At 71.5% G+C, this 24,662-nt stretch carries 23 protein-coding genes; 14 read left to right on the top strand and 9 right to left on the bottom strand.

The window, feature by feature from the left end:
• Position 1: 1 nt before the first annotated feature.
• The 3 genes from AB0C96_RS03295 (at position 2) to AB0C96_RS03285 (ending at position 2,614) form a co-directional block, all read left to right on the top strand.
• On the top strand, positions 2-994 hold the full coding sequence (locus AB0C96_RS03295; protein WP_362913141.1) for a sugar ABC transporter permease: 993 nt from the start codon (positions 2-4) through the stop codon (positions 992-994).
• A complete protein-coding gene (locus tag AB0C96_RS03290) occupies positions 991-1,827 on the top strand; it encodes a carbohydrate ABC transporter permease (protein ID WP_362913139.1) in 837 nt (278 codons plus the stop codon). Before AB0C96_RS03295 ends, AB0C96_RS03290 begins: the two co-directional genes overlap by 4 nt.
• Before the next feature lie 181 nt (positions 1,828-2,008).
• On the top strand, positions 2,009-2,614 hold the full coding sequence (locus tag AB0C96_RS03285) for a helix-turn-helix domain-containing protein (RefSeq protein ID WP_362913137.1): 606 nt from the start codon (positions 2,009-2,011) through the stop codon (positions 2,612-2,614).
• Between the two features lie 154 nt (positions 2,615-2,768).
• On the opposite strand, the gene AB0C96_RS03280 is transcribed toward AB0C96_RS03285, so the two are convergent.
• Positions 2,769-3,821 carry a DUF6214 family protein gene (locus AB0C96_RS03280; protein WP_362913135.1) on the bottom strand — a complete coding sequence of 351 codons (1,053 nt, stop codon included), beginning with the start codon at positions 3,819-3,821 and terminating at the stop codon, positions 2,769-2,771.
• A gap of 136 nt (positions 3,822-3,957) precedes the next feature.
• Between AB0C96_RS03280 and AB0C96_RS03275 the strand changes: the two genes are divergently transcribed.
• Complete coding sequence (locus AB0C96_RS03275; protein ID WP_362913133.1) at positions 3,958-5,328, top strand: FAD-dependent oxidoreductase; 1,371 nt, start codon at positions 3,958-3,960, stop codon at positions 5,326-5,328.
• 227 nt (positions 5,329-5,555) lie between these two features.
• Here AB0C96_RS03275 and AB0C96_RS03270 read toward each other — a convergent pair whose 3' ends face one another.
• The 5 genes from AB0C96_RS03270 to AB0C96_RS03250 form a co-directional block, all read right to left on the bottom strand.
• The gene (locus AB0C96_RS03270) at positions 5,556-6,401 is read right to left on the bottom strand and encodes an SDR family oxidoreductase (protein WP_362913131.1); all 846 of its coding nucleotides are present in this window, start codon (positions 6,399-6,401) and stop codon (positions 5,556-5,558) included.
• A 177-nt stretch (positions 6,402-6,578) separates the two neighbouring features.
• Positions 6,579-7,370 carry an inositol monophosphatase family protein gene (locus AB0C96_RS03265; RefSeq protein WP_362913129.1) on the bottom strand — a complete coding sequence of 264 codons (792 nt, stop codon included), beginning with the start codon at positions 7,368-7,370 and terminating at the stop codon, positions 6,579-6,581.
• A gap of 110 nt (positions 7,371-7,480) precedes the next feature.
• On the bottom strand, positions 7,481-9,202 hold the full coding sequence (locus tag AB0C96_RS03260) for an acyl-CoA dehydrogenase family protein (protein ID WP_362913128.1): 1,722 nt from the start codon (positions 9,200-9,202) through the stop codon (positions 7,481-7,483).
• A 106-nt stretch (positions 9,203-9,308) separates the two neighbouring features.
• Positions 9,309-9,866 (bottom strand): PadR family transcriptional regulator, encoded by a 558-nt coding sequence (locus AB0C96_RS03255; protein WP_362913126.1) that lies wholly within the window; start codon positions 9,864-9,866, stop codon positions 9,309-9,311.
• Between the two features lie 95 nt (positions 9,867-9,961).
• Positions 9,962-11,143 (bottom strand): acyltransferase, encoded by a 1,182-nt coding sequence (locus tag AB0C96_RS03250; RefSeq protein WP_362913124.1) that lies wholly within the window; start codon positions 11,141-11,143, stop codon positions 9,962-9,964.
• 508 nt (positions 11,144-11,651) lie between these two features.
• Here AB0C96_RS03250 and AB0C96_RS03245 point away from each other — a divergent pair.
• From AB0C96_RS03245 to AB0C96_RS03215, 7 genes are all read left to right on the top strand, one after another.
• Positions 11,652-12,443 carry a hypothetical protein gene (locus AB0C96_RS03245; protein WP_362913122.1) on the top strand — a complete coding sequence of 264 codons (792 nt, stop codon included), beginning with the start codon at positions 11,652-11,654 and terminating at the stop codon, positions 12,441-12,443.
• A gap of 137 nt (positions 12,444-12,580) precedes the next feature.
• Positions 12,581-12,844 (top strand): WD40 repeat domain-containing protein, encoded by a 264-nt coding sequence (locus AB0C96_RS03240; protein WP_362913341.1) that lies wholly within the window; start codon positions 12,581-12,583, stop codon positions 12,842-12,844.
• 261 nt (positions 12,845-13,105) lie between these two features.
• Positions 13,106-14,191, top strand: coding sequence for an exo-alpha-sialidase (locus tag AB0C96_RS03235; protein WP_362913120.1), 1,086 nt, complete (start codon positions 13,106-13,108; stop codon positions 14,189-14,191).
• A gap of 172 nt (positions 14,192-14,363) precedes the next feature.
• Complete coding sequence (locus tag AB0C96_RS03230; RefSeq protein WP_362913118.1) at positions 14,364-15,041, top strand: uracil-DNA glycosylase; 678 nt, start codon at positions 14,364-14,366, stop codon at positions 15,039-15,041.
• Positions 15,042-15,064: 23 nt separating this feature from the next.
• On the top strand, positions 15,065-16,117 hold the full coding sequence (locus tag AB0C96_RS03225) for a phospholipid scramblase-related protein (RefSeq protein WP_362913116.1): 1,053 nt from the start codon (positions 15,065-15,067) through the stop codon (positions 16,115-16,117).
• The gene (locus tag AB0C96_RS03220; RefSeq protein ID WP_362913114.1) at positions 16,110-17,141 is read left to right on the top strand and encodes a BadF/BadG/BcrA/BcrD ATPase family protein; all 1,032 of its coding nucleotides are present in this window, start codon (positions 16,110-16,112) and stop codon (positions 17,139-17,141) included. The genes AB0C96_RS03225 and AB0C96_RS03220 overlap by 8 nt, the downstream gene beginning before the upstream one ends.
• A gap of 185 nt (positions 17,142-17,326) precedes the next feature.
• Positions 17,327-18,193, top strand: coding sequence for a hypothetical protein (locus tag AB0C96_RS03215; protein ID WP_362913339.1), 867 nt, complete (start codon positions 17,327-17,329; stop codon positions 18,191-18,193).
• Positions 18,194-18,442: 249 nt separating this feature from the next.
• Here AB0C96_RS03215 and AB0C96_RS03210 read toward each other — a convergent pair whose 3' ends face one another.
• Together AB0C96_RS03210 and AB0C96_RS03205 are read right to left on the bottom strand one after the other, a co-directional pair.
• Positions 18,443-19,540, bottom strand: a complete 1,098-nt coding sequence (locus AB0C96_RS03210; protein ID WP_362913112.1) for a lactonase family protein — start codon at positions 19,538-19,540, stop codon at positions 18,443-18,445.
• Positions 19,541-19,659: 119 nt separating this feature from the next.
• Positions 19,660-21,180 carry an FUSC family protein gene (locus AB0C96_RS03205; RefSeq protein WP_362913110.1) on the bottom strand — a complete coding sequence of 507 codons (1,521 nt, stop codon included), beginning with the start codon at positions 21,178-21,180 and terminating at the stop codon, positions 19,660-19,662.
• 446 nt (positions 21,181-21,626) lie between these two features.
• Here AB0C96_RS03205 and AB0C96_RS03200 point away from each other — a divergent pair, with 446 nt between their 5' ends.
• From AB0C96_RS03200 to AB0C96_RS03190, 3 genes are all read left to right on the top strand, one after another.
• A complete protein-coding gene (locus tag AB0C96_RS03200) occupies positions 21,627-23,111 on the top strand; it encodes a zinc ribbon domain-containing protein (RefSeq protein WP_362913108.1) in 1,485 nt (494 codons plus the stop codon).
• A 19-nt stretch (positions 23,112-23,130) separates the two neighbouring features.
• On the top strand, positions 23,131-23,514 hold the full coding sequence (locus AB0C96_RS03195) for a hypothetical protein (protein WP_362913106.1): 384 nt from the start codon (positions 23,131-23,133) through the stop codon (positions 23,512-23,514).
• Positions 23,515-23,586: 72 nt separating this feature from the next.
• On the top strand, positions 23,587-24,294 hold the full coding sequence (locus AB0C96_RS03190) for a hypothetical protein (RefSeq protein ID WP_362913104.1): 708 nt from the start codon (positions 23,587-23,589) through the stop codon (positions 24,292-24,294).
• Positions 24,295-24,308: 14 nt separating this feature from the next.
• Here AB0C96_RS03190 and AB0C96_RS03185 read toward each other — a convergent pair whose 3' ends face one another.
• The gene (locus tag AB0C96_RS03185) at positions 24,309-24,632 is read right to left on the bottom strand and encodes a hypothetical protein (protein ID WP_362913102.1); all 324 of its coding nucleotides are present in this window, start codon (positions 24,630-24,632) and stop codon (positions 24,309-24,311) included.
• Positions 24,633-24,662: the final 30 nt, after the last annotated feature.

Raw genomic sequence — 24,662 nt, 5'->3', positions numbered from 1 at the left:
CATGCCCGCCGCATCTGCGTCCGCAACGACCGAACCGAGGACGGGGCGCCCCGCCCTCAACGGCGGCGCCCCACCCGGCCGCAGTACGGCGCCAGGCCGCCGCAGGCCGGAGTTCACCGCCCGCCGCGGCCTGCTCATCGCCGCCTTCATGGCGCCGGCCGCGCTCTTCGTGGCGGTCTTCACGTACTACCCGGTGATCGCCGGCAGCCAGATGGCCTTCCGCAACTGGAAGTTGACGGATCTCACCGACACCTCCTGGGTGGGCCTGAAGAACTTCCGCGAGGTCTTCGCCGACCCCGCCTGGGGCACCGTGCTGGGCAACACCGCCCTATGGGTGGCCGGGTCGATCCTGCCCCAGCTGGTGATCGGCTTCATGCTGGCCCTGTGGCTGCGCCGCCGGTTCCGCTTCCGCGGCGTCTACCAGGCGCTGGTCTTCTTTCCCTGGGCGATCTCCGGGTTCCTCATCGGCATCCTGTTCCGCTGGATGTTCAACAGCGAGTTCGGCGTCGTGAACGACCTGCTCCAGAAGGCCGGACTGATCGACGAGCCGATCGCCTGGTTGGCCGATCCGCAGACGGCGATGATCGCCGTGGTGATCGCCAACGTCTGGTACGGCGTCACCTTCTTCGCCATCATGATCCTGGCCGCGCTCCAGTCGATCCCCGACGAGCTGTACGAGGCGGCGGCGCTGGACGGCGCCGGCAAGGTGCGCACGCTCTTTCAGATCACCATCCCCTACATCCGGATCACGTTGGCGCTCACCGTGCTGCTGCGGGTCATCTGGATCTTCAATTTCCCCGACCTGATATTCGGGATGACCGGCGGCGGGCCGAACAACGAGACACACATCGTGACCACCTGGATGATCAAGATCGCCCAGCAGGGCGACTACGGCAGGGCCTCGGCTCTCGGTCTCCTCGTGGTCGCCACGCTGCTGGTGTTCGCGGTGTTCTTCCTCCTGGCCACGCGCGAGAAGCGAGGGGTGACGTCGTGATCGGCAAAGAGACCGCGGCCGGCCGCACCACCAGGTTCGCCTTCCTGGGGATGTGGCTGGTCTTCACCGTCTTCCCGCTCTACTGGATCGCCGTCACGTCGCTCAAGGCGCCCGGCGACATCTTCGCCTTCCCCCTCGCCTACTGGCCCCAGCACCTGTCACTGGAGAACTACAGCGGGCTGTTCGGCAAGGCCGACTTCGGGGACTACCTCACCAACAGCCTTGTCGTCGCGACCGTCGCGGGCGCGGCGGCCACCGTGATCTCGATGCTGTCGGCATACGTGCTGGCGCGCTTCGAGTTCCGCACCAAGTCCGCGCTGCTGATGGCCGCCCTGGTCACCCAGATGATCCCCGCCTTCATCGCGCTGGGGCCGCTCTACCTGCTGATGACCGATCTCAGCCTGGTCGACAACCGCCTCGGGCTCATCCTCGTCTACGTCGCCGTGTGCATCCCGTTCTGCACGGTGATGCTCCGCGGCTTCTTCGAGAACATCCCGGACGCACTGGAGGAGGCCGCCATGATCGACGGCTTGTCCCGGTTCGGGGCGCTGTTCAGGGTGCTGCTGCCAGTGATGCGTCCCGGGATCGTGGCCGCGTTCATCTTCAACTTCGTCAACTGCTGGAACGAACTGTTCCTGTCGGTGACGCTGATGAACAGCGACAGCAACAAGACCGTCCCCACGGCTCTGAACGGGTTCATCTCCAGCTTCAACATCGACTGGGGCTCGATGTCCGCGGCAGCCGTACTCACCATCCTGCCCACCATGGCGCTGTTCGCCTTCGCCAGCCGGCACATCGTCCAGGGGCTCACCTCCGGCGCGGTGAAGGGCTGAGGAGAGCGGACCGGACGCAGTTGGTGACGCCCGAGGCCAACCTCAGCCCCACCTCGACCCGATTCGGGCGATCCCCCGCGTCGCCCGAATCAGGCGGCTTGACCGGATCCCGCCCGAGGGCGACCATCCGGAGTCATACTGAGTGTATTGGCTCGGAGCCAGTCAACGCAGGAGTTACAGGATGTCCCCCCGCAGCGCATCGGTCAACGAGGAATTGCGGCGGCGCTCCCGCGAGCGGCTGTTGCAGGCGACGGTCGATCTGGTAGGGGAGCGCGGGTACGAGGCGACCACGCTGGGGGACATCGCACGGCGCGCGGGGGCGGCACGCGGCCTGATCTCGTACTACTTCCCCGGCAAGCGGCAACTGCTGCAATCCGCCGTGCACCGCCTGATGCACCGCACGTTGCAGGCGGCGCTGGAGCGTGAGCCGCGGCCGACCGGACCGGACGCGGGGCGCGAGCTGCTGGCACGGGCCATCGACGCGATCCTGGGGCTGGCGCACGACCGTCCGCTGCTGATGCGCACGCACATGGCGGGGATCCTGACGGCCGAGGGGTTCATCCAGTGCCCCGAGCAGCAGCGGCTGGCGCAGTTGCTGCGGGAGACGGTCGTGGCGTACGGGTCGTCGGACCCGGACTCCGACTACCCGCTGTTGCGCGCGCTGCTGATGGGCTCGGTGGTGCCGATGCTGCTGCCGGGAGCGCCGATGCCACGCGCCCGACTGCGTGCCGAGCTGTTCCAACGGTACGGCCTGGACTGGGAGTTGGGCGTCCCACCGGACGACTGAGCCGACCAGCGGGACATGGGCCGTACGGCTCCGGGGAGTCAGCGGTGGTCGGACTGGGGCTGCACCTCGGCCTCTGGGGCGACGGCAGGTGCCGGGAGCGGCACCAGTTGTCGGGCCGCGCGGAAGTCGCCGTGCGGGGCGCGGAGTTGCTCCGTCAGCGCTTGTTGTGGCGTGGCGTCAGGAGCCCCTCGTCGCGGGCACCGGCGATCAACCGCAGGGACCTCCGACGGTTCCGTCCGGTGGCGAGCATCACGGCCAGCACCGGATCGCGCCCCTCCCGCTGGGCCTGCCGGTACGCCTCCGCGGCTAGCCTCCGACGCTCGGAGGCCCGCGACCGGGCGAGCAGGGCCGAGCGGGTGTGCTCCTCCGCACCCTCCCGCGCCGCCGCCCCGGACTTGCCGGGCGCCGCGTCGGCCCCCGCCGCTCCCGTCACCGCCCCTTCCGTGCCCTCCGCGCCCTCTGCCCCCTCCACGCCCACCACATCCACCGCGCCGTCCGTGGCCCCGTCGGTCGATGCCGGATCCGCTCGGTGGACCGCCGCCTCCTCCACCGCCCCCGCCGGCGACTCCCCCGCCGCGCCGGCCACCGGCTCGTACCCCGCGCCGGCCACCTGCTCGTACGCCCCACCGGCCACCGGATCGGGTGTCGGCCCGGCCATCGGCTCGGGTGCGGCACCGACCATCGGCTCGGGTGTCGGCCCGGTCGTCGACTCGGGTGCCGTTCCGCCCATCGCCCCTGATGCGTACGCCGTCCCCGTCGTCGGCCCGGCACCCTGCTCCGGCGCCGTGGCGGCCGGGCCCGGTCGGCACGGCGCGGGCCGGTGCTTCTGGGGACGCCCGGTGGCCGCCCGGAAGGCGTCGTCCAGTGGGCCCTCGATCCAGCGGGCCAGGTCGGCGAGGCCGTCCAGCCGCAGCGGTGGATCGGCCCGTACGTCCTCGACGGTGATGTGATCGTCGGAGACCGCGACCAGGACGTCGATCCGGGCACCGTCGGCGAAGCTCAGCCGGGCGCTGCACCAGGAACCCAGCGGATCGAGCCGGGGCAACGGACACTCACGACCGTCGGGACCGGTCGCCTCGTCCGGGACGGCAGACCCGGGAGCGGGCGCGGCCGAGCCGTGCGCCTTCAGCTCCCACGTGGGCCACTCCTGTGGCGCGCCCTGGGCCTCATATCGGTGATTAACGGTATAAAAGTCACTTTCCGACACATTGAAAACCTAGCCTCCAGCTCACCCGGCCCAGTAGCGCGGCACGCTCATCCCACCGGGAGCAACCCCGATAGCGCATCTCCCGCCGCGCGCCTGCCGGTGCGATCCTGGGGGTATCCCGCGGAAGGGGCCACTCGTGCTTCGTGTCGCAGTGATCGGTTCCGGACCCAGCGGCGTCTACACCGCCCAGTCCCTGATCGAGCAGCAGACCGTACCGGACATCGAGGTGTACGTCCTGGATCGGCTGCCCTGCCCGTACGGACTCGTGCGCTACGGCGTCGCACCGGACCACGAAAAGATCAAGTCGCTACAGAACAATCTGCGTACGGTGCTGGAGCACCCCGGAGTGCACTTCCTGGGGAACGTCCAAGTGGGCGCGCCGGGACTGGGCCTCCAGCAGCTCCTGGAGATCTTCGACGCGGTGGTGTTCTGCGTGGGCGCCGCCACCGACCGACACCTGGGCATCCCCGGCGAGGACCTGCCCGGCAGCCATCCGGCGACCGACTTCGTCGCCTGGTACAGCGCACATCCCGATGCGGCCACGAACCGCTTCGGCCTCACGGCGCGGTCCGCGATCGTGATCGGGGTGGGGAACGTGGCGGTGGACGTGACCCGGATGCTCTCCCGCGGCGCCGCGGAGCTCGCCGCCACCGACATGCCGCAGGACGCGCTCGGCGCGCTGGCGGACAGCCAGGTCGAGGACGTCTGGATGATCGGTCGACGCGGGCCCTCCCAGGCCAAGTTCACCACCAAGGAGCTGCGGGAGCTGGGGTCGCTGCCGGGTACGGAGGTGCTGGTCCGGCCGGACGAGCTGGCGCTGGATCCGGCGTACCGGGACCCCGGCGGGCTGCCGGCGGTGGGACGGCGGAACGTCGAGGTGCTGCGCGGCTGGGCGGAGCGGCCCACCGGCGCGACCACTCCGGTGGGCCGCCGGCGCCGGATCCACCTGCGATTCTTCCTGCGGCCCATGGAGGTGCTCGGGGACGCCGCCGGGGTGCGGGCCGTCCGGTTCGAGCGGACCGCGCCCGACGGGCGGGGCGGGGTCACGGGCACCGGTGAATTCGAGGAGATCGAGGGGCAGTTGGTGCTCCGCTCGGTCGGCTACCGGGGAACGCCGCAACCGGGGCTGCCGTTCGACGAAGCCACCGGGACGGTGCCGCACCGGGCGGGACGGGTGCTCCAGGACGGGGCGCCGCTTCCCGGGGTGTATGTGGCGGGCTGGATCAAGCGGGGCCCGACGGGCGTGATCGGCACCAACCGGCCGTGCGCGAAGGAGACCGCCCAGTCGCTGCTGGAGGACGCCGCCACGCTCACGGAGCGGAGGACGACCGAGGACCCGGTGGCCGCGCTGACCCGGGCGGGGCAGTCCCCGGTGGCCTGGCCGGGCTGGCTGGCCATCGAGGCCGCGGAGGCGGAGTGGGGCCGCGGCCTGGGGCGCGGCCCGGTCAAGCTCCCCGACTGGGCGGGCCTGTTGGAGGCGGCGCGGACGGCGGACGTCACCTGCTGACGCCGCCGCCGGACGCCGACCGGCAGGCTCGACGCCGACCGGCAGGCTCGACACGGGCCGACGCAGGCTGGACGGGCACTGGCCGGCGCAGGCTGGACGAGCACTGGCGAACGGGGCGGGCCCCGCGGCCCGCCCCTCCCCGAGGCGGCGGGCCCGTAGGTCCGCCGCCCGGAGGACGCCGCCGATCAGATGAGCGCGGTCGGGGACCGGGCCGACGGGGACCGTGGTCAAACGAAGGAAGTGCGGTTCCGGCGCACGAAATCGGCGAACCCGAGGGCTCGCCGGCCGGTGAGGTCGGCGACGGTCGAGGTGACGGTCTCGGCACCGCCGTCGCGGTAGGCGCGGGCAACGTCGATCAGAGCATCGGCATGGAACTCCGGCATCCCGCGGTTCAGCATCGCCGCGCGCGCTTCGTCGTCGGGCAGGCCCACATAGCGCACCGGCTTGCCGAGAACGTCGGAGAATGTCTCCGCGGCTTCGGCGTAGGTCAGCGCCCTGGGCCCGGTGACGTCGTAGACGCGGCCGTCGTGGCCGTCAGTGGTGAGAACCCGCGCGGCGACATCGGCGATATCGCCGACTTCGACGAAGCTGATGGGTGCGCTGATCAGTGGCAGGCTGAACTCCCCGGCCTCGCGGATGGACGACTGGTGCAGGAAGTTGTGAAGGTAGAAGTTGGGGCGCAGGATCGTCCAGGGGAGCCCGGACGTGACCAGTGACTCTTCGACGGGCCGATGCAGCCGGGCGATCGGTGACAGCCCCTCGTCGGCCCGCCAGACCGACAACTTGACCACCCGAACACCCGCCGCACGGGCGGCTTCCACCATGTTGAGTTCCTGCGTCGTTTGGTCCGGGCCCGTCGCGCCGAGAAGGAACACGGCCTCGATGCCCTCGAGTGCGGGCCCCAGCGTGTCCGGTATGGCCAGATCGAGCGTCACCGCCTGAGCGCCCGATGTGATCGCCCGAGCCGTGGCGTTCGGATCACGATAGGCCGCACGCACCGCCACGCCGTCAGCATGCAGACGCGTGAGCAGAGCCGTTCCGACGTTCCCACTCGCGCCGGTCACCAGAATCATCGTTACCTCCTCCAGCCAGGCAGCACCAGCACCAGCACCAGCAGCGAGTATGCCAAGGGAGAACTCACCATCCGTGCGAGGGAGGCGAGTTGGGCCCCATGGACGGGTGCTCTTGCGGCTGCGGGTTTGAGCAGTCGTCGTCCGCCCCGGCATGGCCCCGGCCCGACAGTGTGAGCCTCAACTGCGGATCATCGACATCAGCAGCTCATGGGTCCCGGCGTCCGCGGCCACCACGAGCCCGCGGCCTCCCGGCCCGAGCGGAGCGCCGTCGATCCCACTGACCACGCAGCCGGCGGCCCGGCACACGGCGATACCGGCGGCGAAGTGCACGCTCCCGGAGAGGTCACCGCCATCGGTGACGTACGCGGCGCGCTTGCCCGCAGCGACCCAGGCCAACGCCAGCGTCGTGGACACGACCCGCGGCCGGAACCGCTCGACGAACCCAGGGTGGGCCAGCAAGTCCACGGCCCGGAACCCGGGCGCGCTCGGAAACGGCGGATCCAGGTTGACGTCCACCAGCCGGGTTGCGGGCGTCGGCACCAGCTGCGCATCGGCCCCGTCGCGCCGCACCCAGGCGCTCTCCCCGTCGGTGAAGAAGACCTCGCCGCCGAACGGGTCGGCCACCGCCGCCGCCCCGTTGTGCAGCGCCACGTTGACGGCCACCAGCATATTGCCGACGGCGTAGTTCAACGTGCCGCACAAGGGATCCACCAACCACTGGCGCACAGCGTCGGCAGCACCGCGCCGCCCGCCTTCCTCGCCGAGCACGGCGTCATCCGGCCGAGCCGCCCGGATGGCGCCGAGGATCGCCTCCTCGGCCTCCACATCGGCGGCGGTGGCGAAGTCCCCGGCCCCCTTGTCGATACGGGTGAGCCGCTGCCCGTACCTGCCGCGCACCACCTCCGCACCGGCCTGCGCCGCAGCTATCGCAACCTCGGCGTCCTCAGGGCTCGCGTACACAGTGATCACGCCGTGGAGAATATCCGGGCGGATCCCTTCGGCACAGCGGCAGGCCCGGCCGGTGTCCTTGGACGCCGGCCGGGCCTGACGACCCGTCATGGGGCCGGGCTGCTCCGGTGTTACGGGGCCATCTCGTACGCTCCGGACAGCGCCTCGACGCGCTCCCAGACGCGCTTCGAGCGGGCTTCGTCGACGACCGGGCGCCGGACCGCGCCCAGCGCCCAATCCTGCTGTGCCACGGTGGCCGAATCCTTGCCGTGCAGCTCGACGGCGTGCGCGGAGAAGTCGCGTACGAGGACGGCGAACAGTTCGTCGAGCACGTCGGCGTCGAGATCGGTCAGGCGTGCCTGTTCCAGGATCAGCTGGGCGTGTACGACGAGCGCGAAGAGCTGGCCCACGGCGAGCAGGAGGTCCAGGTCGCGACTCTGCTCCTCGTCGGGGGCGGCGGTGGTGACGAACTCGCACAGGGCGTCCGCCTGCTCGCGGAAGCGGGCGACGTTGGGGGTCTCCGCGTAGGCGTCGAATGCGGTCCGCCAGTCGTGGAAGCGGATGGCTCCCAGACCGCGGGCCGGCCCCTGACGGAAGAGGAACGCGTCGTCGGCCGCGTCGAGGCGCGTCGGCACCGCCGCGTACTCGGTGGGGTTCAGCAGGTGGTTGCCCATGAACTTGAGGATCAGTGCGAGGTTGACGTGGACCGTGCCCTCCAGCTTCGGCAGGCCCCGGATCTCGGTGGCGGCCTGGGCGAAGTAGGTGTCCTTCTCGAAGCCCTTGGCCGCGATGACGTCCCACATCAGGTCGATGACCTTCTCGCCCTCGGTGGTCACCTTCATCTTCGTCATCGGGTTGAAGAGGAGGTAGCGGCGGTCGTCGGGGCCGGCGGAGCGGAAGTAGTCGACGGCACGGTCGCTGAACAGCTTCATCCCGACGAGACGGACGTAGGCGTCGGTCAACTCGCGGCGCACGTGCGGGAAGGCGGTGACCGGGCGGCCGTAGAGGATGCGGTTCTGCGCATGGGTGACGGCCTCGTACATCGCGTGCTCGCAGATGCCGATGGCGCCGGTGCAGAGGTTGAACTTGCCGACGTTGACGGTGTTGAGGGCGGCGTCGAAGGCGGCACGGCCGGTGTGCAGGATGTCGTCCGGGCCGACCGGGTAGTCGTCGAGGCGGAATTCGCTGACGTACTTGGAGGAGTCGACGACGTTCTTCACGAGGTGGTAGGCGGGGTGACGGCTGTCGGCGGCGAAGAAGACATAGCCGTCCGGGCCCTCGATGTCGGTGCGGCGGCCGAAGACGGAGACGAGTCCGGCGGCGTTGCCGTTGCCGATGTAGTACTTGGAGCCGCTGGCGCGGAATCCGCCGTCCCCGTCAGGCTCCAGCAGCATGTCGGTGGAGTAGATGTCGGCGCCGTGCGCCTTCTCGGACAGGCCGAAGGCGAACACCTCGCCCTGGGTGAGGAGTTCGGCCGCACGGGCGCGGACGGTGGCGTTGTCGCTCTGCCAGACCGGGCCGAGGCCGAGGATGGTGACCTGCCAGGCGTACCAGTAGTCGAGCCCGTAGAAGCCGAAGATCTCGTTGAGGGCGGCGATCCGGGCGGTGTCCCAGCGCTTGTCCGGCTGCCCGTCGGCTGCGGCGGCCGGGGTGAGGAACGTCGCGAACAGCCCTTCCTTGGCGGAGAACGCGAGGAAGTCCGCCAGCCAGGCTCGGGAGCGGTAGTCCTCGATCAGCTGGCGCTTGCCGCGGTCCTCGAACCAGTCGACGGTGGCGCGCAGCAGCCTGCGGGTCTCGGGGTCGAAGTGCGCCGGGTCGTAGGTGCGGGGGTTGAACAGCAGCTGGTCGGCCATGGCGGTCGCCTTTCCGGACGGGGGTTTTCAGGGTGCTGGCGGAGAGCTTCGGGGCGTGCCGTTGGACGGCGCGTCGGTGGTGCGTCGGTGGTGCGTCGGCGGCGGTTCAGCGCTCGGGGCCGAGTCGGTGGAGGGTGGCGAGCACATCGTCGAGCCAGGCGAGGGTCATCTGCTCATACGCGATGCCGCCGCGCAGCACGACGTGCTGGAGCTGTTGCCCGGCGTCGAGCGTGGCGGGGGCCTCGGGGCCGGTGAAGTCCCGCCGCTCCCCCGCGAGATAGTGCGCGAGCCGGTCGGTGTGCGCCTGACGGTGCCGCTCCACCTCACGGATCAGGGCGGCCGGATCGTCGAAGGCCGCACCGCGGATCTTCACGGCGAGCTCGTGCCGGACGCTCTCGGGTTCGATCGGCTCATGGAGCCACGCGGAGAGCACGGCCCGGCCCGGGGCGGCCACCGAGTACTCCTTCTTGTCCGGTCGGGCCTGCTGCGGCACCTCTCGGACATCGATCCACCCATCGCCTTCCATGCGCTTGAGGACGCGGTAGATCTGCTGATGGGTGGCGGTCCAGAAGTACCCGATGGACCGGTCGAACCGCCGGGCCAGCTCATAGCCGGAGCCCGGCTGCTCCAGCAGAGAGACGAGGATCGCGTGTTCGAGCGCCATACCTCGATCCTTCTATGCAACTCGTTGCATAGACAAGTGCGCGGCTCCGGGTGAGACGGGGCTCACCCGGAGCGGCGGCAGCTACCGCCCTCCGGTCATGCCGACTCGAATGTGCGGGAGTGTTGCGGTGTCCGGTCGTTCTGCGTCGCCTGGGGTGGTGCGGTGGGCGTTTGCGGAGCCGGGTGTCGGGCGTTTCTGCGGCGTGGTGCGACGTGGTGGCGGATGTCGTCGATGCCTCGCCTCATGATGGTGCGGAGCCATCTGCCGAGGGGGCGTTCGATGAGGCGGTGCACGAGCCAGGCGGTGGCCAGCATCAGCGCGGTCACCGAGGCCACCAGGAACGGGGCGGGGAGGGTGTCCCGGAAGTGGTGGATGAGGGTCATGCCGATGTTCATGTGGATCAGGTAGAGCGGGTAGGTGAGCGCTCCCGCGGTGGTGAGCCACTTCCACTGGATCCGGTCGAAGAGGCCGAGCGCCATCGCGCCGATGAGGGCGAAGGCCGCGACGATGACGAAGCGGGCGGGCCAGGTGGGCAGGGACTGCGCGGCGGCCGCGCCGAGATTGACGGCCAGACGGTCGCCGATGTAGCGCTGGGCGAGCAGCAGTTGGAGGATCACGATCGCCCACAGGATCGCGTTGGCCCCGTGGCGGCGCATCAGGTGGAAGGCGATGCCCGCGATGAAGAACGGCGCGTACTGCGGCATCGCGAACTCGGAGATCAGCGGGGTCTTCAGGACGGGCGCGAGGGCGGCGGCCGCGGTCCACACCCCGCACAGGATCAGGCAGTTGCGGTAGGTGATGCCGAACAGCATGACCACGGCCATGATCAGGTAGAACTTGAGCTCCACGAAGAGCGTCCAGTACACCGGGTCGACGTCGGGGGTGTCGTTCCCGCCCTGGAGCATGGTCAGGTTGGTGATCACCTTGTTCCAGCCGCGCAGTGAGGCGAACTCCGGCCAGGTCTTCACCACCACCGTGGTGAGCAGGATGCCGGCCCAGTAGGCGGGGAACAGGCGGGAGAGACGGGAGACGGCGAACTCGCCCACCGTGCGGCCCCACACGCTCATGCAGATGACGAAGCCGCTGATCAGGAAGAAGACCTCCACCCCGAGCCACCCGTACTGGGCCAACTGGTGGGCAGTTGGGAAGATCGTGTCCGTGGCATGGCCCCAGGGTCTGGCGAGGGCGACGTAGTGGTAGAAGACCACCATCAGCGCGGCCAGCAGCCGCAGTCCGTCGAGTGCGGCAAGCCTGTTCCCCGAGCGGCGCTCGGCCATCGTGCAACCCTCCAAGCGCTCTGTTCAGGAACGCTTCCGTGCCGGATGAGCTCACACGGCGCACGGAACCACGGCGCCGGTGAGCAAGTCGTCTGCCATCCGTGCTATCACCCGCGGATGCACCGCATGCCGTGCGGCGTCGCGATGCACTCAGTCGGGATGACGAGCGGATCTCGGAATCGAGGCCCACCCTCCGTTGTTCACGCTCCGTGTATGCCGGGCCACGAGCAGGGCGGTTTCGACTCGATCGTGGACGGTACGCCCGCCGCAATGACGGTGCGCCCGCCGCGACGAAGTGGAGCGAACCCATGAAGTGGAGCGAACCGTCCCGGCGCGCAGGGGCTTTCCGAACCAGCGGCTTCCGAGCCGTGGCCACGAGGTACGAGCGGGTCCGGACCGTTCGCGACACGCTCGCCGCCGCCGCTGCCCGGCGGAGGCTCCGCTCATGATCCGTTGTCACAGCGGGCCGCTACGCTGCCGGCGATCTACAACCAGCTGACCAGAGGGCATGATGACGCGCATACCCAGACCGCCGACCGAGGCGATACTCGCCGCACTCCCCGAACTCGCGCCGTACGCACGCGACGCTGTCGTTCTGCACCCCGAGCGCGGAGAGCCGGGTGCGGGCAGCAGTTCGATCGGGGGGCCGCTGCTGTGGCCGAGCGACGAGGCGTGGCCCGAGTGCTCCCTGCCCGACGTGGACAGCCCTGACGGAGCTCCCGCTACGGCCATGGTGCCGGTCGCCCAGATCTACCGACGCGACGTACCGGGACCGTGGTGGCCCGCCGACATGGACCTCCTCCAGATCCTTTGGTGCCCCAACGAACACTGGGATCCTCCGGCCCAGCAGGCCGACATCAGTCCCGTACTGGAGATGCGCTGGCGACGGGCCGCCGACGTGACGAGCCCGTTGACGACTCCGCCGTCGCCCTCGCGGTACGACGAGGACGGCTACCTGCCCCAGGCATGCACGGTCACCGCTGAGCATGTGACCGACTTCCCCTTCCGGGACGAGCTGCCCCCAGAGCTCCAGCCGCGACTGGCGGAACTGGTCCGCCAGACCAGCGACGACGGCGATGCCATTACCCGGCTCGCGGGCTGGAAGTTGGGCGGCTGGCCCACCTGGCACCTGACATATCCCCGGGTGTTCGGTTGCGGTGAGTGCGGAACGGACCTGACCCTGCTGTTCACCGTGGCCAGCGACGCCGCGACAGGCGTCGTCGTCGGCCGGTCGGGCGACCTGAGGGTCTTCACCTGCCCGGTCGACCACCGTCACGCCTTTCAGGCAGACCTCCATTGACGCAGGGGCGCCGCCCGCGCCGCGCCCCATCGGTCACCCCTTAGCCTCAACGGCACAGGCAGGGCGCGCGCCTCACGTGCACAGGCAGGGCGTCTCATTCGTGCAGCCCACCTCGAGGTGCCGCATATGCCACATTCATTGATGCTGGCTGGGACCCCGTAAGAGCCATCCGCGGCCATCGATCGCAGCCGCTGGTGTGGTCGGTGGCGTTCAGCCCCGACGGGCACACCCTCGCCACCGGCAGCGCCGACAGCACCGTGCGGCTGTGGGACGTCGCGCTCCCCCGCCCCACCGCAGCGATCGACAAGATCTGCCAGGCCGTCAACCGTGACCTCACCCCACAGGAACGGGCGGCGTACCTGCCGGGCCAGTCGGTGGGCCCCGTATGTCCGTCGAGCTGATGCAGATCGACGTCGCACTGCGCCGGAAACGAAGATCGCCACGGGGGCCGGCGCCGTGCCACTCGGCCGTGAGTCCCACCGGGCATTGTCGGGACGCCCGACGGGCGTCGCTCGGACCGTGCGGACGGTGCCTCCGGCGCCGCGGCACCTGGTACACCGCACCGTCCGACCTGCGCGGATGCGCTCCGGGACGCCGTTGTCAGTGGTCGGGTGCAGACTGGCCACTGTCTGAGACAACGGCGTCCCGGAGGTGTTCCGGCAATGACTGACGTACTACTCGCGGTGGGCACCCGCAAGGGTCTCTTCATCGGCCGGCGGCGGCACGGGGACTGGACGCTGAGCGGTCCGCACTTCCCCTCCCAGGCGGTGTACTCGCTCGGGATCGACACCCGCCGGGCGACCCCCCGGCTGCTGGCCGGTGCCGACAGCACGCACTGGGGCCCTTCTGTGTTCCACTCCGACGACCTGGGGGACACCTGGCAGGAGCCCGCACGTCCCGCGGTCAAGTACCCGAAGTACACCGGGACTTCGCTGGAGCGGGTGTGGCAGCTGCACCCGGCGGGCCCGGCCGCGCCGGACGTGGTGTACGCGGGCACCGAGCCGGGCGGGCTGTTCCGCTCGGTGGACGGCGGTGAGACGTTCGAGCTGGTCCGGGCGCTGTGGGACCACCCGAGCCGCGAGCAGTGGGTACCGGGCGGTGGCGGACTGGCCGTCCATACGGTGATCACCGACCCGCGGGACGCCGACGTGGTGACGGTGGCGGTCTCCGCGGCGGGGGTCTTCCGCACCCTGGACGGCGGCGCCAGTTGGACGCCGTCGAACAGCGGCGTCAAGGCGGTCTTCCTGCCCGATCAGCATCCGGAGTTCGGCCAGTGCGTGCACAAGATCGCGCCGGACCCCGCGAACCCCGACCGGCTGTACCTACAGAACCACTGGGGTGTCTACCGCAGCGATGACGCGGGCGCGACATGGCAGGACATCGGCGGCGGGTTGCCCTCGGACTTCGGCTTCGCCGCGGCCGCCCATCCGCACCACGGCGATGTCGCCTACGTCTTCCCGATCACCGCGGACATCGACCGGGTGCCCGCCGAGCACCGCTGCCGGGTCTTCCGTACGACCGACGCCGGCGGCAGCTGGGAGGCGCTGAGCGCCGGACTGCCGGCCGAGGAGCACTACGGCACGGTGCTCAGGGACGCGCTGTCCGTTGACGACCTCGACCCCGCAGGGGTGTACTTCGGCAACCGCAACGGCGAGGTGTACGCCAGCGCGGACGACGGTGACAGCTGGCAGCAGCTCGCCGCACACCTGCCGGACGTGCTGTGCGTACGGGCGGCTGCGGTGGTCTGATCCGGTTCCCGCAACGCGGGCGCGTGGTGCGGCGGTTGGGCGGTTGGGCGGTTGGGCGGTGCGGCGGTCGGAAGGTTGGGCGGTTGGGCGGTTGGGGGTTGCGATGCGTCGCGGGGCGCAGGCGCAGGCCATCGATTGAGGGGGAACGGCCCTCGGCCAGTAGGGTGATCCCGTGGCTGCACGACCTCTCCAAGACATCGTCGAACCAGGCTGGGCCAAGGCGCTTGAGCCCGTTGCCGACCGGATCGCCGCGATGGGCGACTTCCTGCGGGCGGAGATCGCCGCGGGACGCACCTATCTACCGGCCGGCAACAACGTGCTGCGCGCCTTCCAGCAGCCCTTCGACGAGGTACGGGTGCTCATCGTCGGACAGGACCCCTACCCCACACCGGGGCATGCGGTCGGGCTCAGCTTCTCCGTGGCGCCGGACGTCCGTCCGCTGCCGGGGAGCCTGGAGAACATCTTCCGCGAACTGCACTCCGACCTCGGGCTCCCCCGGCCCTCGAACGGCGATCTGACCCCCTGGACGCGCCAGGGCGTCCTGCTGCTGAACAGAGCGCTGACGACCGCGCCCCGCAAGCCGGCCGCGCACCGCGGCAAGGGGTGGGAGGAGGTCACCGAGCAGGCCATCCGGGCACTGGTGGCGCGCGGGCGTCCGCTGGTGTCGGTGCTGTGGGGCCGCGATGCTCGCAACCTGCGGCCGCTGCTGGGCGATCTGCCGGCGGTGGAGTCCGCGCACCCCTCCCCCATGTCCGCCGACCGGGGCTTCTTCGGCTCGCGACCGTTCAGCCGGGTGAACGACCTGTTGGTGCGACAGGGCGCCCAGCCGGTCGACTGGAGGCTGCCCTGACGCCGGGCGATAGTGTGCCCCGCATGACGAATGCGAACATTCCTGCGGGTTGGTACGCCGACCCGCAGGGCACCCCCCACCAGCTGCGTTGGTGGGACGGGTCCCAGTGGACGACGCACACCCACCCGGGACAGCAGCAGGCCGCGGCGCCGGCACAGACGGCCGGGCCGGGCCCCCAGCAGGCGGTGCAGCAGGCCCCGCAGCAGCAGGCCACCGCGCAGCCCCCACAGCAGCAGGTGCCGCACCAGGTCGCGCCGCAGCACGTCGCGCCGCAGCAGATGCCGGGACAGGCTCCGTTTCCGGGGTTTCCGGGCCAGCAGCAGGGCGGCGCACCGTACGGCCAGCAGGTGCCGGGCCAGCCGATGCACCAGCCGTACGGGCAGCAGCCGATGCCGGGGCAGCCGGGCCCGCATCAGGGCGCGGTGCAGCACCAGGTGCAGCAGCAGGCCGGGGCGGCGCCCAGTGGGCCGGGCGGCGGCACCCTCTTCACCGAGCCGGTGCTGGTGGTCAACCAGAAGGCCAAGCTGATCGAGGTCACCAACGAGTACAGCGTCTTCGACCAGCACGGCAACACCATCGGCTCGGTCGTCCAGGTCGGTCAGAGCACGGCCAAGAAGGTGCTGCGGGTCGTCTCCAGCCTCGACCAGTACATGACCCACAAGCTGGAGATCCGGGACGCTTACGGCCAGCCGCAGCTGGTACTGACCCGGCCGGCGAAGCTCATCAAGTCCAAGGTGATCGTGCAGCGTCCGGACGGCTCGCCGGTGGGCGAGATCGTGCAGCAGAACGCGATCGGCAAGATCAACTTCGCGATGATGGTCAACGGGCAGCAGATCGGCGCCATCAAGGCCGAGAACTGGCGCGCCTGGAACTTCGCGATCGTGGACCACGCCGACACCGAGATCGCCCGGATCACCAAGACCTGGGAGGGCCTCGCCAAGACGATGTTCACCACCGCGGACAACTACGTCCTCCAGATCCACCACCAGCTGCCCGACCCACTGCTGAGCCTGGTCGTCGCCACGGCCCTGACCGTCGACACCGCCCTCAAGCAGGACGCCCGCGGCCTTGGCTGAGCCGGCCGGCCGCGGCCCGCTCCGCAGTCACGTCCGCGGTCACGTCCTCGCGGTCGACTCCGGCGGTTCGGGGCTGCGGATCGCCGTGGCACGCGCCGACGGCGACGCGCCGCGTCCGCTGGCCTCGTTCACCTCCGACACCCCGGTGCGCACCGGCCCGGCCGGTATCGACGCCGACCATCTGCTGTCCCAACTCCTGCCCGCCGCGGCGCAGTTGGGACGCGAGGTGGGAGCGGACCGGTACCTGGCGGTGTGCGTGGGCGCAGCCGGTATGGCCTCGCTCGGCGACGATCTGCGCGCCCGGTTGCCGGCGGCGCTGGCCGGCGCGTTCGGGGTGCACCGGCTCGCCCTCGCGGCGGACGCGGTCACCGCTTACGCGGGGGCGCTCGGCCAACGGCCCGGCGCCGTGGTCGCCGCGGGCACCGGCATGATCGCGCTGGGCACCGATCTGAGCGCGTCCGGCGGTTGGCGCCGCGCGGACGGCTGGGGCCACCTGCTGGGGGACTGCGGCGGCGGCGCCTGGATCGGCCGCGCCGGCCTGGAGGCGGCGCTGCGCGCCCACGACGGGCGGCGCGGCGGTTCGGCCGCCCTGCTGGCCCGCGCCGAGGCGGTGTTCGGCCCGGTCGCCGGGCTGCCCGGCGCGCTGTACCCGCGCGCCGACCGGCCCGCCGTGCTGGCCTCGTTCGCCCCGGAGGTCGCGCGCTGCGCCGCCGAGGACGACGCGGTGGCCCGCGATGTGCTGCGGGCCGCCGCGGGGCACATCGCCGATGCCGCGGCCGCGGTCTGCCCACTGGGCGCGGGCAGCACGGTGGCGTACACCGGCGGGCTGTTCGGGATCGGCGAGCCGCTGCTCGCCCCGTTGCGCGCGGAGCTCGTCGAGCGGCTGCCGCAGGCCCGTGTGACGGCCGCCGCCGCAACTCCGCTCGACGGGGCGCTGACCATCGCCGCGGCGCTCGCCGGCGACCGTCTGCTACTGCCCTCGGATGGGAAGTTGTTGCAGATCACACGCCCTGCGCCGGGTTGATGCCACCACGACGCGCGGGATAAATCGGGACGGATGCCCCGGCACCGAACCCTCCCTCCGCGCGGGTGTGGTCCGAGGCGTTAGCATGCGGCGCCATGAGTTCCCCCACTGGGCCCGCACCTGGCTCGCCCCACTTCGACGCAACACCCCCGAGCCCGGGAGCCGCACCTGGCCTGCCCGTACGAATGCCGCCGGCGCGGCAGTCCGGCCGTCACCGCAAGCCGGAGCCGCTCGCCGCACCCGAGGGCGCACCCGCCCTGGTGCTGGCCGTGCCCGGCACCCCGAACTCCGCCGCGCGCAGCCTGGCGGAGGAGGTCTCCAGCATCGCCCGCTCCGAACTTCCGGGCCTCGACGCCCGGATCGGCTACGTCGACGGCGGCGATGACGAGTTCCCGTCCCTGGAGGCCGTGCTGGCGCACGCCGCCGCCGAGCAGAAGGCCCGGGCGGGCTCCGACGGCCGGGCCGACCTCGGCCCCGCCGCGGTGGTCGTCCCGCTGCTGGCCGGGCCGGACAGCGCGCTGCTGCGCCGGATACGCCAGGCCATGATGAACAGCGGGTCGGGCGCCGAGCTGACCGATGTCCTGGGCCCGCACCCGCTGCTCGCCGAGGCGCTGCACGTCCGGCTCTCGGAAGCCGGTCTGGCACGCGCCGACCGCGCCCGGCTGTTCACGGTCGCGACCGCGGCGGACGGCATCATTCTGGCCACCGTGGGCGGCGAGGAAGCCGTGCAGGCCGCCGGGATCACCGGGATGCTGCTCTCGGCCCGGCTCGCGGTGCCGGTGCTGGCCGCCGCGCTGGACGCGGAGGGCGCCATCTCCCGTACGGCCGAGCAGCTGCGCGAGTCCGGTTCGCAGCAGCTGGCGCTGGCCCCGTACCTGATCGGTCCGGAGATCGCCGATGGCCTTGTGGGGGCCGCCGCGGCGGAGGCGGGCTGCGCGTCGGCCGAGCCGCTGGGCGCGTACGGCACGGTGGGCCGGCTGGTGCTGTCGAACTACGCGGCGACCGTGGGCATCACCCTGCCGGGCCAGGCACAGGGGGTTCCGGTCCGCTAGGGCCCGCCACCGGGTCACCGGCACCACTCCGTAGGGCCGTCCTCGCACAGCGCGGGGGCGGCCCTCTGCGCTGGCCGACCGCGGCGGGGCGTCGGCGCCCCGCCGAACGGCGCAGCCGCCCGTCAGACGGCCCGGGAGGGCGGTGTGCGCGGTTGCGGACGGCCGGGCGGCATACGCCCGCGAGGGAACCGCACAGCGCCTTCGGGAGGGCGCCGTGACGAACGCCGGCACCGGGCGCTCCGGGCCGGATCAAACGAAGACGACGCAGGAGGCGGCCGGGGCCTCGATCGCGCCGCCCCGGACCGGGATGCCGGTCGCCGGGTCGACGGTGAACCATGTGACGTCGCCGGAGCGCTCGTTGGCGGCGTAGAGGTGTCGGCCGTCGGGGTGCAGCGTCAGGTCGCGGGGCCAGTGGCCGCCGCAGGGGACCGTGGTGACCAGGGTCGCGGTGTCGCCGGAGGCGTCGAGGGAGAGGACGGCGAGGCTGTCGTGGCCCCGGTTGGCGGCCCAGGCGAACCGGCCGTCCGGGGAGAGGACCAGCGCGGAGGGGTAGGTGCCGCTGCACGGCGTTCCGCCTCCGCTCGTCGACGAGTCCCTGGACGCGGAGTCCGATGCGTCCCCGTCCGGGAGGAGCCGGGTCTCCCCCAGGGGCGTCAGCACGCCCCGCTCGCCGTCCCAGCGGCAGACCGTCACCGTCGGGTCGAGTTCGTTGATGACGTAGGCGCGGTCGCCGCGCGGGTGGAAGGCGAGGTGGCGCGGACCGCTGCCGGACCGCAGGCGCACCTCCTCGCGCAGGACCGGCGTCCCGTCGGTTCCTTCGAGGGTGCAGACGCGGACCGAGTCGGTGCCCAGGTCGACGCTGAGCAGCCAGTGGCCTCCGGGGGCGGGCAGCACGGCATGGGCGTGCGGGCCCTCCTGACGGTCCGTCTGCGGGCCGCTGCCCCGGTGGGCGAGCACCCGCGCGGGCCCGCCGAGCGAGCCGTCGGCCCGCACGGGGAGCGTACTGACGCTGCCGGAGCTGTAGTTGGCGGTGACCAGGTGGCCGGCGGACAGCGTGAGGTGGGTGGGGTCGGCGCCGTCCACCGGGACGGCGGGCGCGAGCAGTCTCGGCCCCTCGGGCGAGAGGGCGAAGGCGGCCGCGGCGCCGTCCGGGGTCTCGCTCACCGCGTAGAGGTACCGGCCGTCGGGGCTGGCGGCGAGGTAGGAGGGGTTGCGGACGGGGTCGGTGGAGTGCAGCGGGGTGAGCGCGCCGGACTCCGGGTCGACGGCCGCGGTGGTGAGGCCGAGCCCGCCGGCCGTGGTGAACGACCCTATGTACGCCCGCCGGCCGCCGTCCTTCGCCGCCATCCGTCCGCCCTTCGCCCGCCTGCCCGTCGAGGTGCCTCTGCGACGCTAGCAGCCACGGACCGGCCACCCGTGGTGATGGCCGGATCCGGTCGGTGACCGGCCCGTACGCACGGGCCGGATCAGGCCCCGACGAGGGGCGGGGGCGGGGTGTGACGGGGCCGGCCGAGGGGCCCGGCGAGGGCGAGCAGGGCCTGCTCCAGCGCGTGCAGATGGGCCAGCACGGGCTCGCCCTCGACGGTCGGGGCCGCCGCCGCGGCCTCGACCTGGCGGCGCCCGTCGAGCGGGGCGTCGGTCAGCGCCTCGACGGCGGCCTCCACCCGCCAGCACGCCGCGACGAGCCGGGCGTCGTGCGAGGCCTCCGGGTCGGCGGCGATGAACGCGAGCCCGCGCACCTCGCGCGCACAGTCGTCGAGCAGCAGGAGCACCTGCCGGGCCCGCCGCTTGCGCGCCCGCAGGGGGCTGAGCGGATGCACGAGCGGGACCAGCGAGAGCCGCACACGAGCGAGGATCGCCTCCAGCTCGGCGACCCGCGGCGCCGGATCGGCAGCCGCGTCGCCCGCGAGCCGGGCGGCGGCCTCCGCGGTGCAGGCATGCACACACCGCACGGCCTGCTCGACCCGCTCGTCGGTGACGGAGTGCGTGGTCACCGGCAGGACGAGGAGCACCGCGAGCACCGCGCCCAGGGCGCCGACAGCCGTCTCGTTCACCCGCAGGGCGAGCAGCGCCGGGTCGAGCACGCCGAGCAGTCCGTACAGCATGCTCGCCATCACGGTCACGGCGAGCATCATCCAGGTGTAGGAGACCGCCGCGGTGTAGAAGATCCCGAAGACGCTGACGGCAACGATCACGGCGGCCGCGACCGGCTCACCGTGCAGCGGCACGGCGACGGCGAAGCCGAGCACGACCCCGAGCACCGTTCCCAGGAACCGCCGGAACCCACGGACGAGCGTCTCGCCGCGCGAGGTGGTGTTCACGAACACCCACCATGTGGCGCCCACGGCCCAGTACCACCGCTGGTCGGACAGCATCTGCCCGGCGGCGAGGGCGAAGCCGGCCCCCACGGTCGCCTGCACGGCCTGCCGCGTCGTGATCCGCGCAAGCCCCGTCCCCTCGGTCGGCGCGGCCACCGGAGCGGACACCGGCAGCCGTCGCTCGTAGCACCACACCCCGAACCGCACCACCGACGACGTGACGAGCGAGAGCAGCACAGCGGCGTACAGCTCGGGGAGCTGACCGGGAACGGTGTGCAGGAACTGCGCCGCGAAGAAGGTCATGAAGGCGAACACGCCCAGCGCGTGCCCGCGCGGCCCCCACCGCCGCGCGTACACCCCCGCCCCCACGACGGCGAGGAAGGCCAGGTCACGCGCGACGGGCACAGCGTGCAGCAGGGCCGCGAGCGCGAGCACCGGGAGGCCGACGACCGGCAGCAACGCGGTCGTCACGGCCTGCCCGCGCACCGTCGCGTCGGTCACCGTGAACAGGGCGAGCAGCGCGGCCAGACCACCGGTGATCGCGGCGACGAGCGAATGCCCGGCCACCCCGCACAGCGCCACGGCAGATCCGATCCCGACCACGGCCCGGGTGGCGAACCGCAGTCGCATACGCCCCGGATCCGGCGCCACGAACGCCCTCTTCAGCAAGTTGCCCCGCCCCTTCTGCACACAGGTGCACCACGACATGAGAAAGGCGCCGCGGGGATCCGCAGCGCCATCGACGCATACATCTCAGCACCTGCACGGCCGATGGCTCAACAGAGGCTCGAAGCACTGGGCCATTGGTCCAGTCCTGGATCGTCCTCGGCAGCCACCGAAGGACCAATGGACCACTCGGACCCGGGTGCCGCCGAAGCGGGCCCGGAGCCGATCCGCACCCTTGCGCTTTTCGCGCCCTCTGTACTGTCCGCACCCTCGCACTCGGATGGGCGTTGTGGTGCACTTGTGGGACGTGGGGTCGTCTCATGTACGGGGGAGCCATGAGCCATGCGAATGCGTGCCGGGCCTGCGGCGCGAGCCCGGTCCCGGGTGCAACGTCCTGCGGCAAGTGCGGTGCGTCCGTCCCGGTCGGTACGGCTCCCTCGACATTCGCGGTGTCCGTCGGCCCGACACCGGCCACTCCCCCCACCCCCACGGTCCCGCACACGACGGGCTTCGCCGGCCGCCGGCCCGTCGCGCCGCAATGGGGCGGCGGCCGGAACCTGACCCGGTACCTGTGCGCGGCCGCGTACCTGGACCGCGAGTACGCCAGGGCGCTCATCCGACAGGTCGCCGCCGAGCCCCATCTGAGTGTGGCGGCCGCCCCGGCCTGCGACGTCCCGGTGGTGCTCCGGCACGCCTACCTGGCCAACGCACGCCGCCACGCCCGGGATCTCGTGCTCGCCGTCCTGTTCCTGCTGATCTTCGTCTTCACCTTCGTGGTGGGCGATGCGCCGATCATCCTGCTGGCGCTGTTATTCGCCTGGGTGACGATGCTGTCCTTCGAACTGTCCACCCGGTACGGCCGCTGCCTTCAGAGCCTCCATCCGGACCGGTTCGACCCCCAGGACGCGCCGCTGCCCCCCAACAACGGCATCGCGGCGCGGCTCGGCGAGATCGGCGCGTACGCCGGCGGGAACACCACCGCGTACAGCGGCTACTCGCCGTTCATCGGGTACGGGTCCGAACTCGAATCGTGGTCCTTGTCGTTCGACGTCACCAGGTCGGGCCGGAAGGGGACCAAGCCGCAGAGCTTCGACGTGAAGGACCTCTACGACCACATCGGCCGGCGGGTCGGCGCCCTGTCGCTGCCCTGCCTGGAGATCGAGGAGCGGGTCTTCGTCGACGGCTCGGTCCTCCTGGGCGACAAGCGCTTCCTGCCGGACCCGCTCGGCCGGCCGGTCGCCCGGCTCTCCCCGACACAGCTGGACGCGCTGAAACGGACGCCCGAGGAGGGGGCCCGGCCCTACCTGGCCGTGCACTCCACCGGCTGGGGCGGCGAGTCGGTCACCTCGCTCTTCCTGCGCTTCTTCCGTTCGGACTCCAACCTCTACGTGGAGGCCGTCCAGACGGTGCTGCATCCGCTGCGCGACCGCTACCGGCTCGTCGACACCCTCATGCCCCACCCGTCCCCGCGCGATCTCGCCCTGCTGATCGCGGAGACACTGGCCAGCACCCTGTTCGTGCTGCTGGCCTCGCCCGTGCGCGCGGTCGTGGGGTTCTTCCCCGACTACGGGATGCGGTGGCGGCTGCGCCGTCAGGACCGACTCATCACCAGGCTGCGGCGGTTCGACTACGGCGCACGACAGAGCGTCCGCCAGAAGGCCGCGGACGCGCATCACCAACGCTACTTCCAGAAGGCCGACAGCGGCATGGTCCTCAAGACGGTCGAACGGCGCGTCCTGGACGCCCTCGTCGAGTTCGCCGAAGCGCATGACATCGACGCCGGTGAGCTGATCCAGCGTCAGGAGATCATCATCAACAACGGCATCATCGCCGCTGGGGGAGCGAGGGTGGAATCCAGCTCCGTCGCGTCCGGCGACCGGTCGCGGATCGCGATGAACATCCTCAACAAGATCCCCCTGGTGAACCTGGACTGATGACCACGAAGGAAAAAGAATGAGGCAGCGCATGCGGAGCAACCACGGGATCATCGCGACCAGCGGCTCGACCGTCGCCGGCAACGCGGTCGCCAGCGGCGAGAACGCGAAGGCCGAGGTCCACGACAGCGGACTGGGCCAGTCCGACGGCGGACGGCAGCGGTCGCCCCAGGAGATCGGGGAGCTGGTCTCCCGGCTGATCGACGAGCTCGGCCGGTCCGAACACCCCGACCGCGCCGACCTGATCGAGGCGGCCGAGGACGCGCGCGAGGAGCTCACTTCGGAGACGCCGCGCAGGGGCAAGCTGAAGCTGTTCGCCAAGGCGCTGGTGGACTCGGTGCCGGGGTTCACGGCGCTGGCCTCCCTGGCGGTGACGATCGAAGAGGCGATCCGCGGGCTGTAGCCGGGCGCACGCACCACGCCGGGATCGATCTTTGGGGCGTCCCGAACGGGACATCCGGAGGGGGGAGGGACCATGCCGTCCTGCGCGTACTGCGGCGCACCGCGCGCGCACTCCGCAGCGGCCTCGTGCCCCGACTGCGGAATGCCGTACGAGAGCGGCGCGCCGGGCGCTACCGGTCGGCCCCTCGGCCCCGCCGGGACCGGTTACGTCCGGGTGGGGCCCACCGTCCTTCCCCTCTGGCTGTTGTGGCTGGTGGCAGCGTTGCTCGTGGTGGGCGGCGGGACGGCCTGGGCGCTTCTCGCCTCGTCCTCCGAGCCGTCGCCCACAACGGCCGGGGGCGTCCCGTCGGCCGACCCGTTTCCGGGCGCGGACACCGGCACCGCGCCGCCCGCCGACGGCGTTCCACCGACGTACGGCGGCCTTCCCACCACGTCGGACCCTTTGCCTTCCCCCGACTTCCCCTCCCCCGACGTCCCGTCACCCTCTCCCGACGACGCGAGCGTGATCGTGACGGAGTACTACCGGGACATCAACGACCATGACTTCACCGCGGCCTGGGACCTCGGCGGCAAGAACATCGCCGGCACCTCCTACGCGGAGTGGCTGGCCGGCTTCCGCACGACGGAGAACATCGAACTGAGTGCGGTGAACACCGAGAGCTCCGGAGAGGTCGGGGCCGTGCTCCGCGCGCTCCAGAGCGACGGTTCGGTGAAGCTCTACCAGGGGACCTACACCGTGTCGGACGGCGTGATCGTCAGCGCCCACATCTCCGAGCGGTGACCGCCCTTGGTCGTTCACTGGAATCGTGCGTAGAGATCGCGGTCACGCCACGCGTCGGAGAACGCATCCAGCATCGCTTCGTGGAGTCGAAGGTCGCTCACCTTGTTTGTGGGATCGGCGATCCTGCTGCGGAGCGCTCGCTCGACCGCCGGCCACCGCAATTCATGCATGGTAAAGGAGACCAGTTCGACGACGCCTTCCCTGAGGGAATCGAGCAGGGAGACGATCTGGGTCTCGAACTGCCTTCGCAGGTCGGGGTGTTGCTCCAGTACCGCAAGGGCCCGCTCCAGGTGCGGCTCAAGGATCTCAACCCCGCACGAAGCCTCGGCGGTGTCCACGACGTCTTGGACGACGGCCCGAAATTCCGT

This window comes from Streptomyces sp. NPDC048506, assembly GCF_040651315.1.
GTDB lineage: Bacteria > Actinomycetota > Actinomycetes > Streptomycetales > Streptomycetaceae > Streptomyces.
Note: the sequence above shows the minus strand (reverse complement) of the source record. Positions and strands in the feature narration are given on the sequence as shown.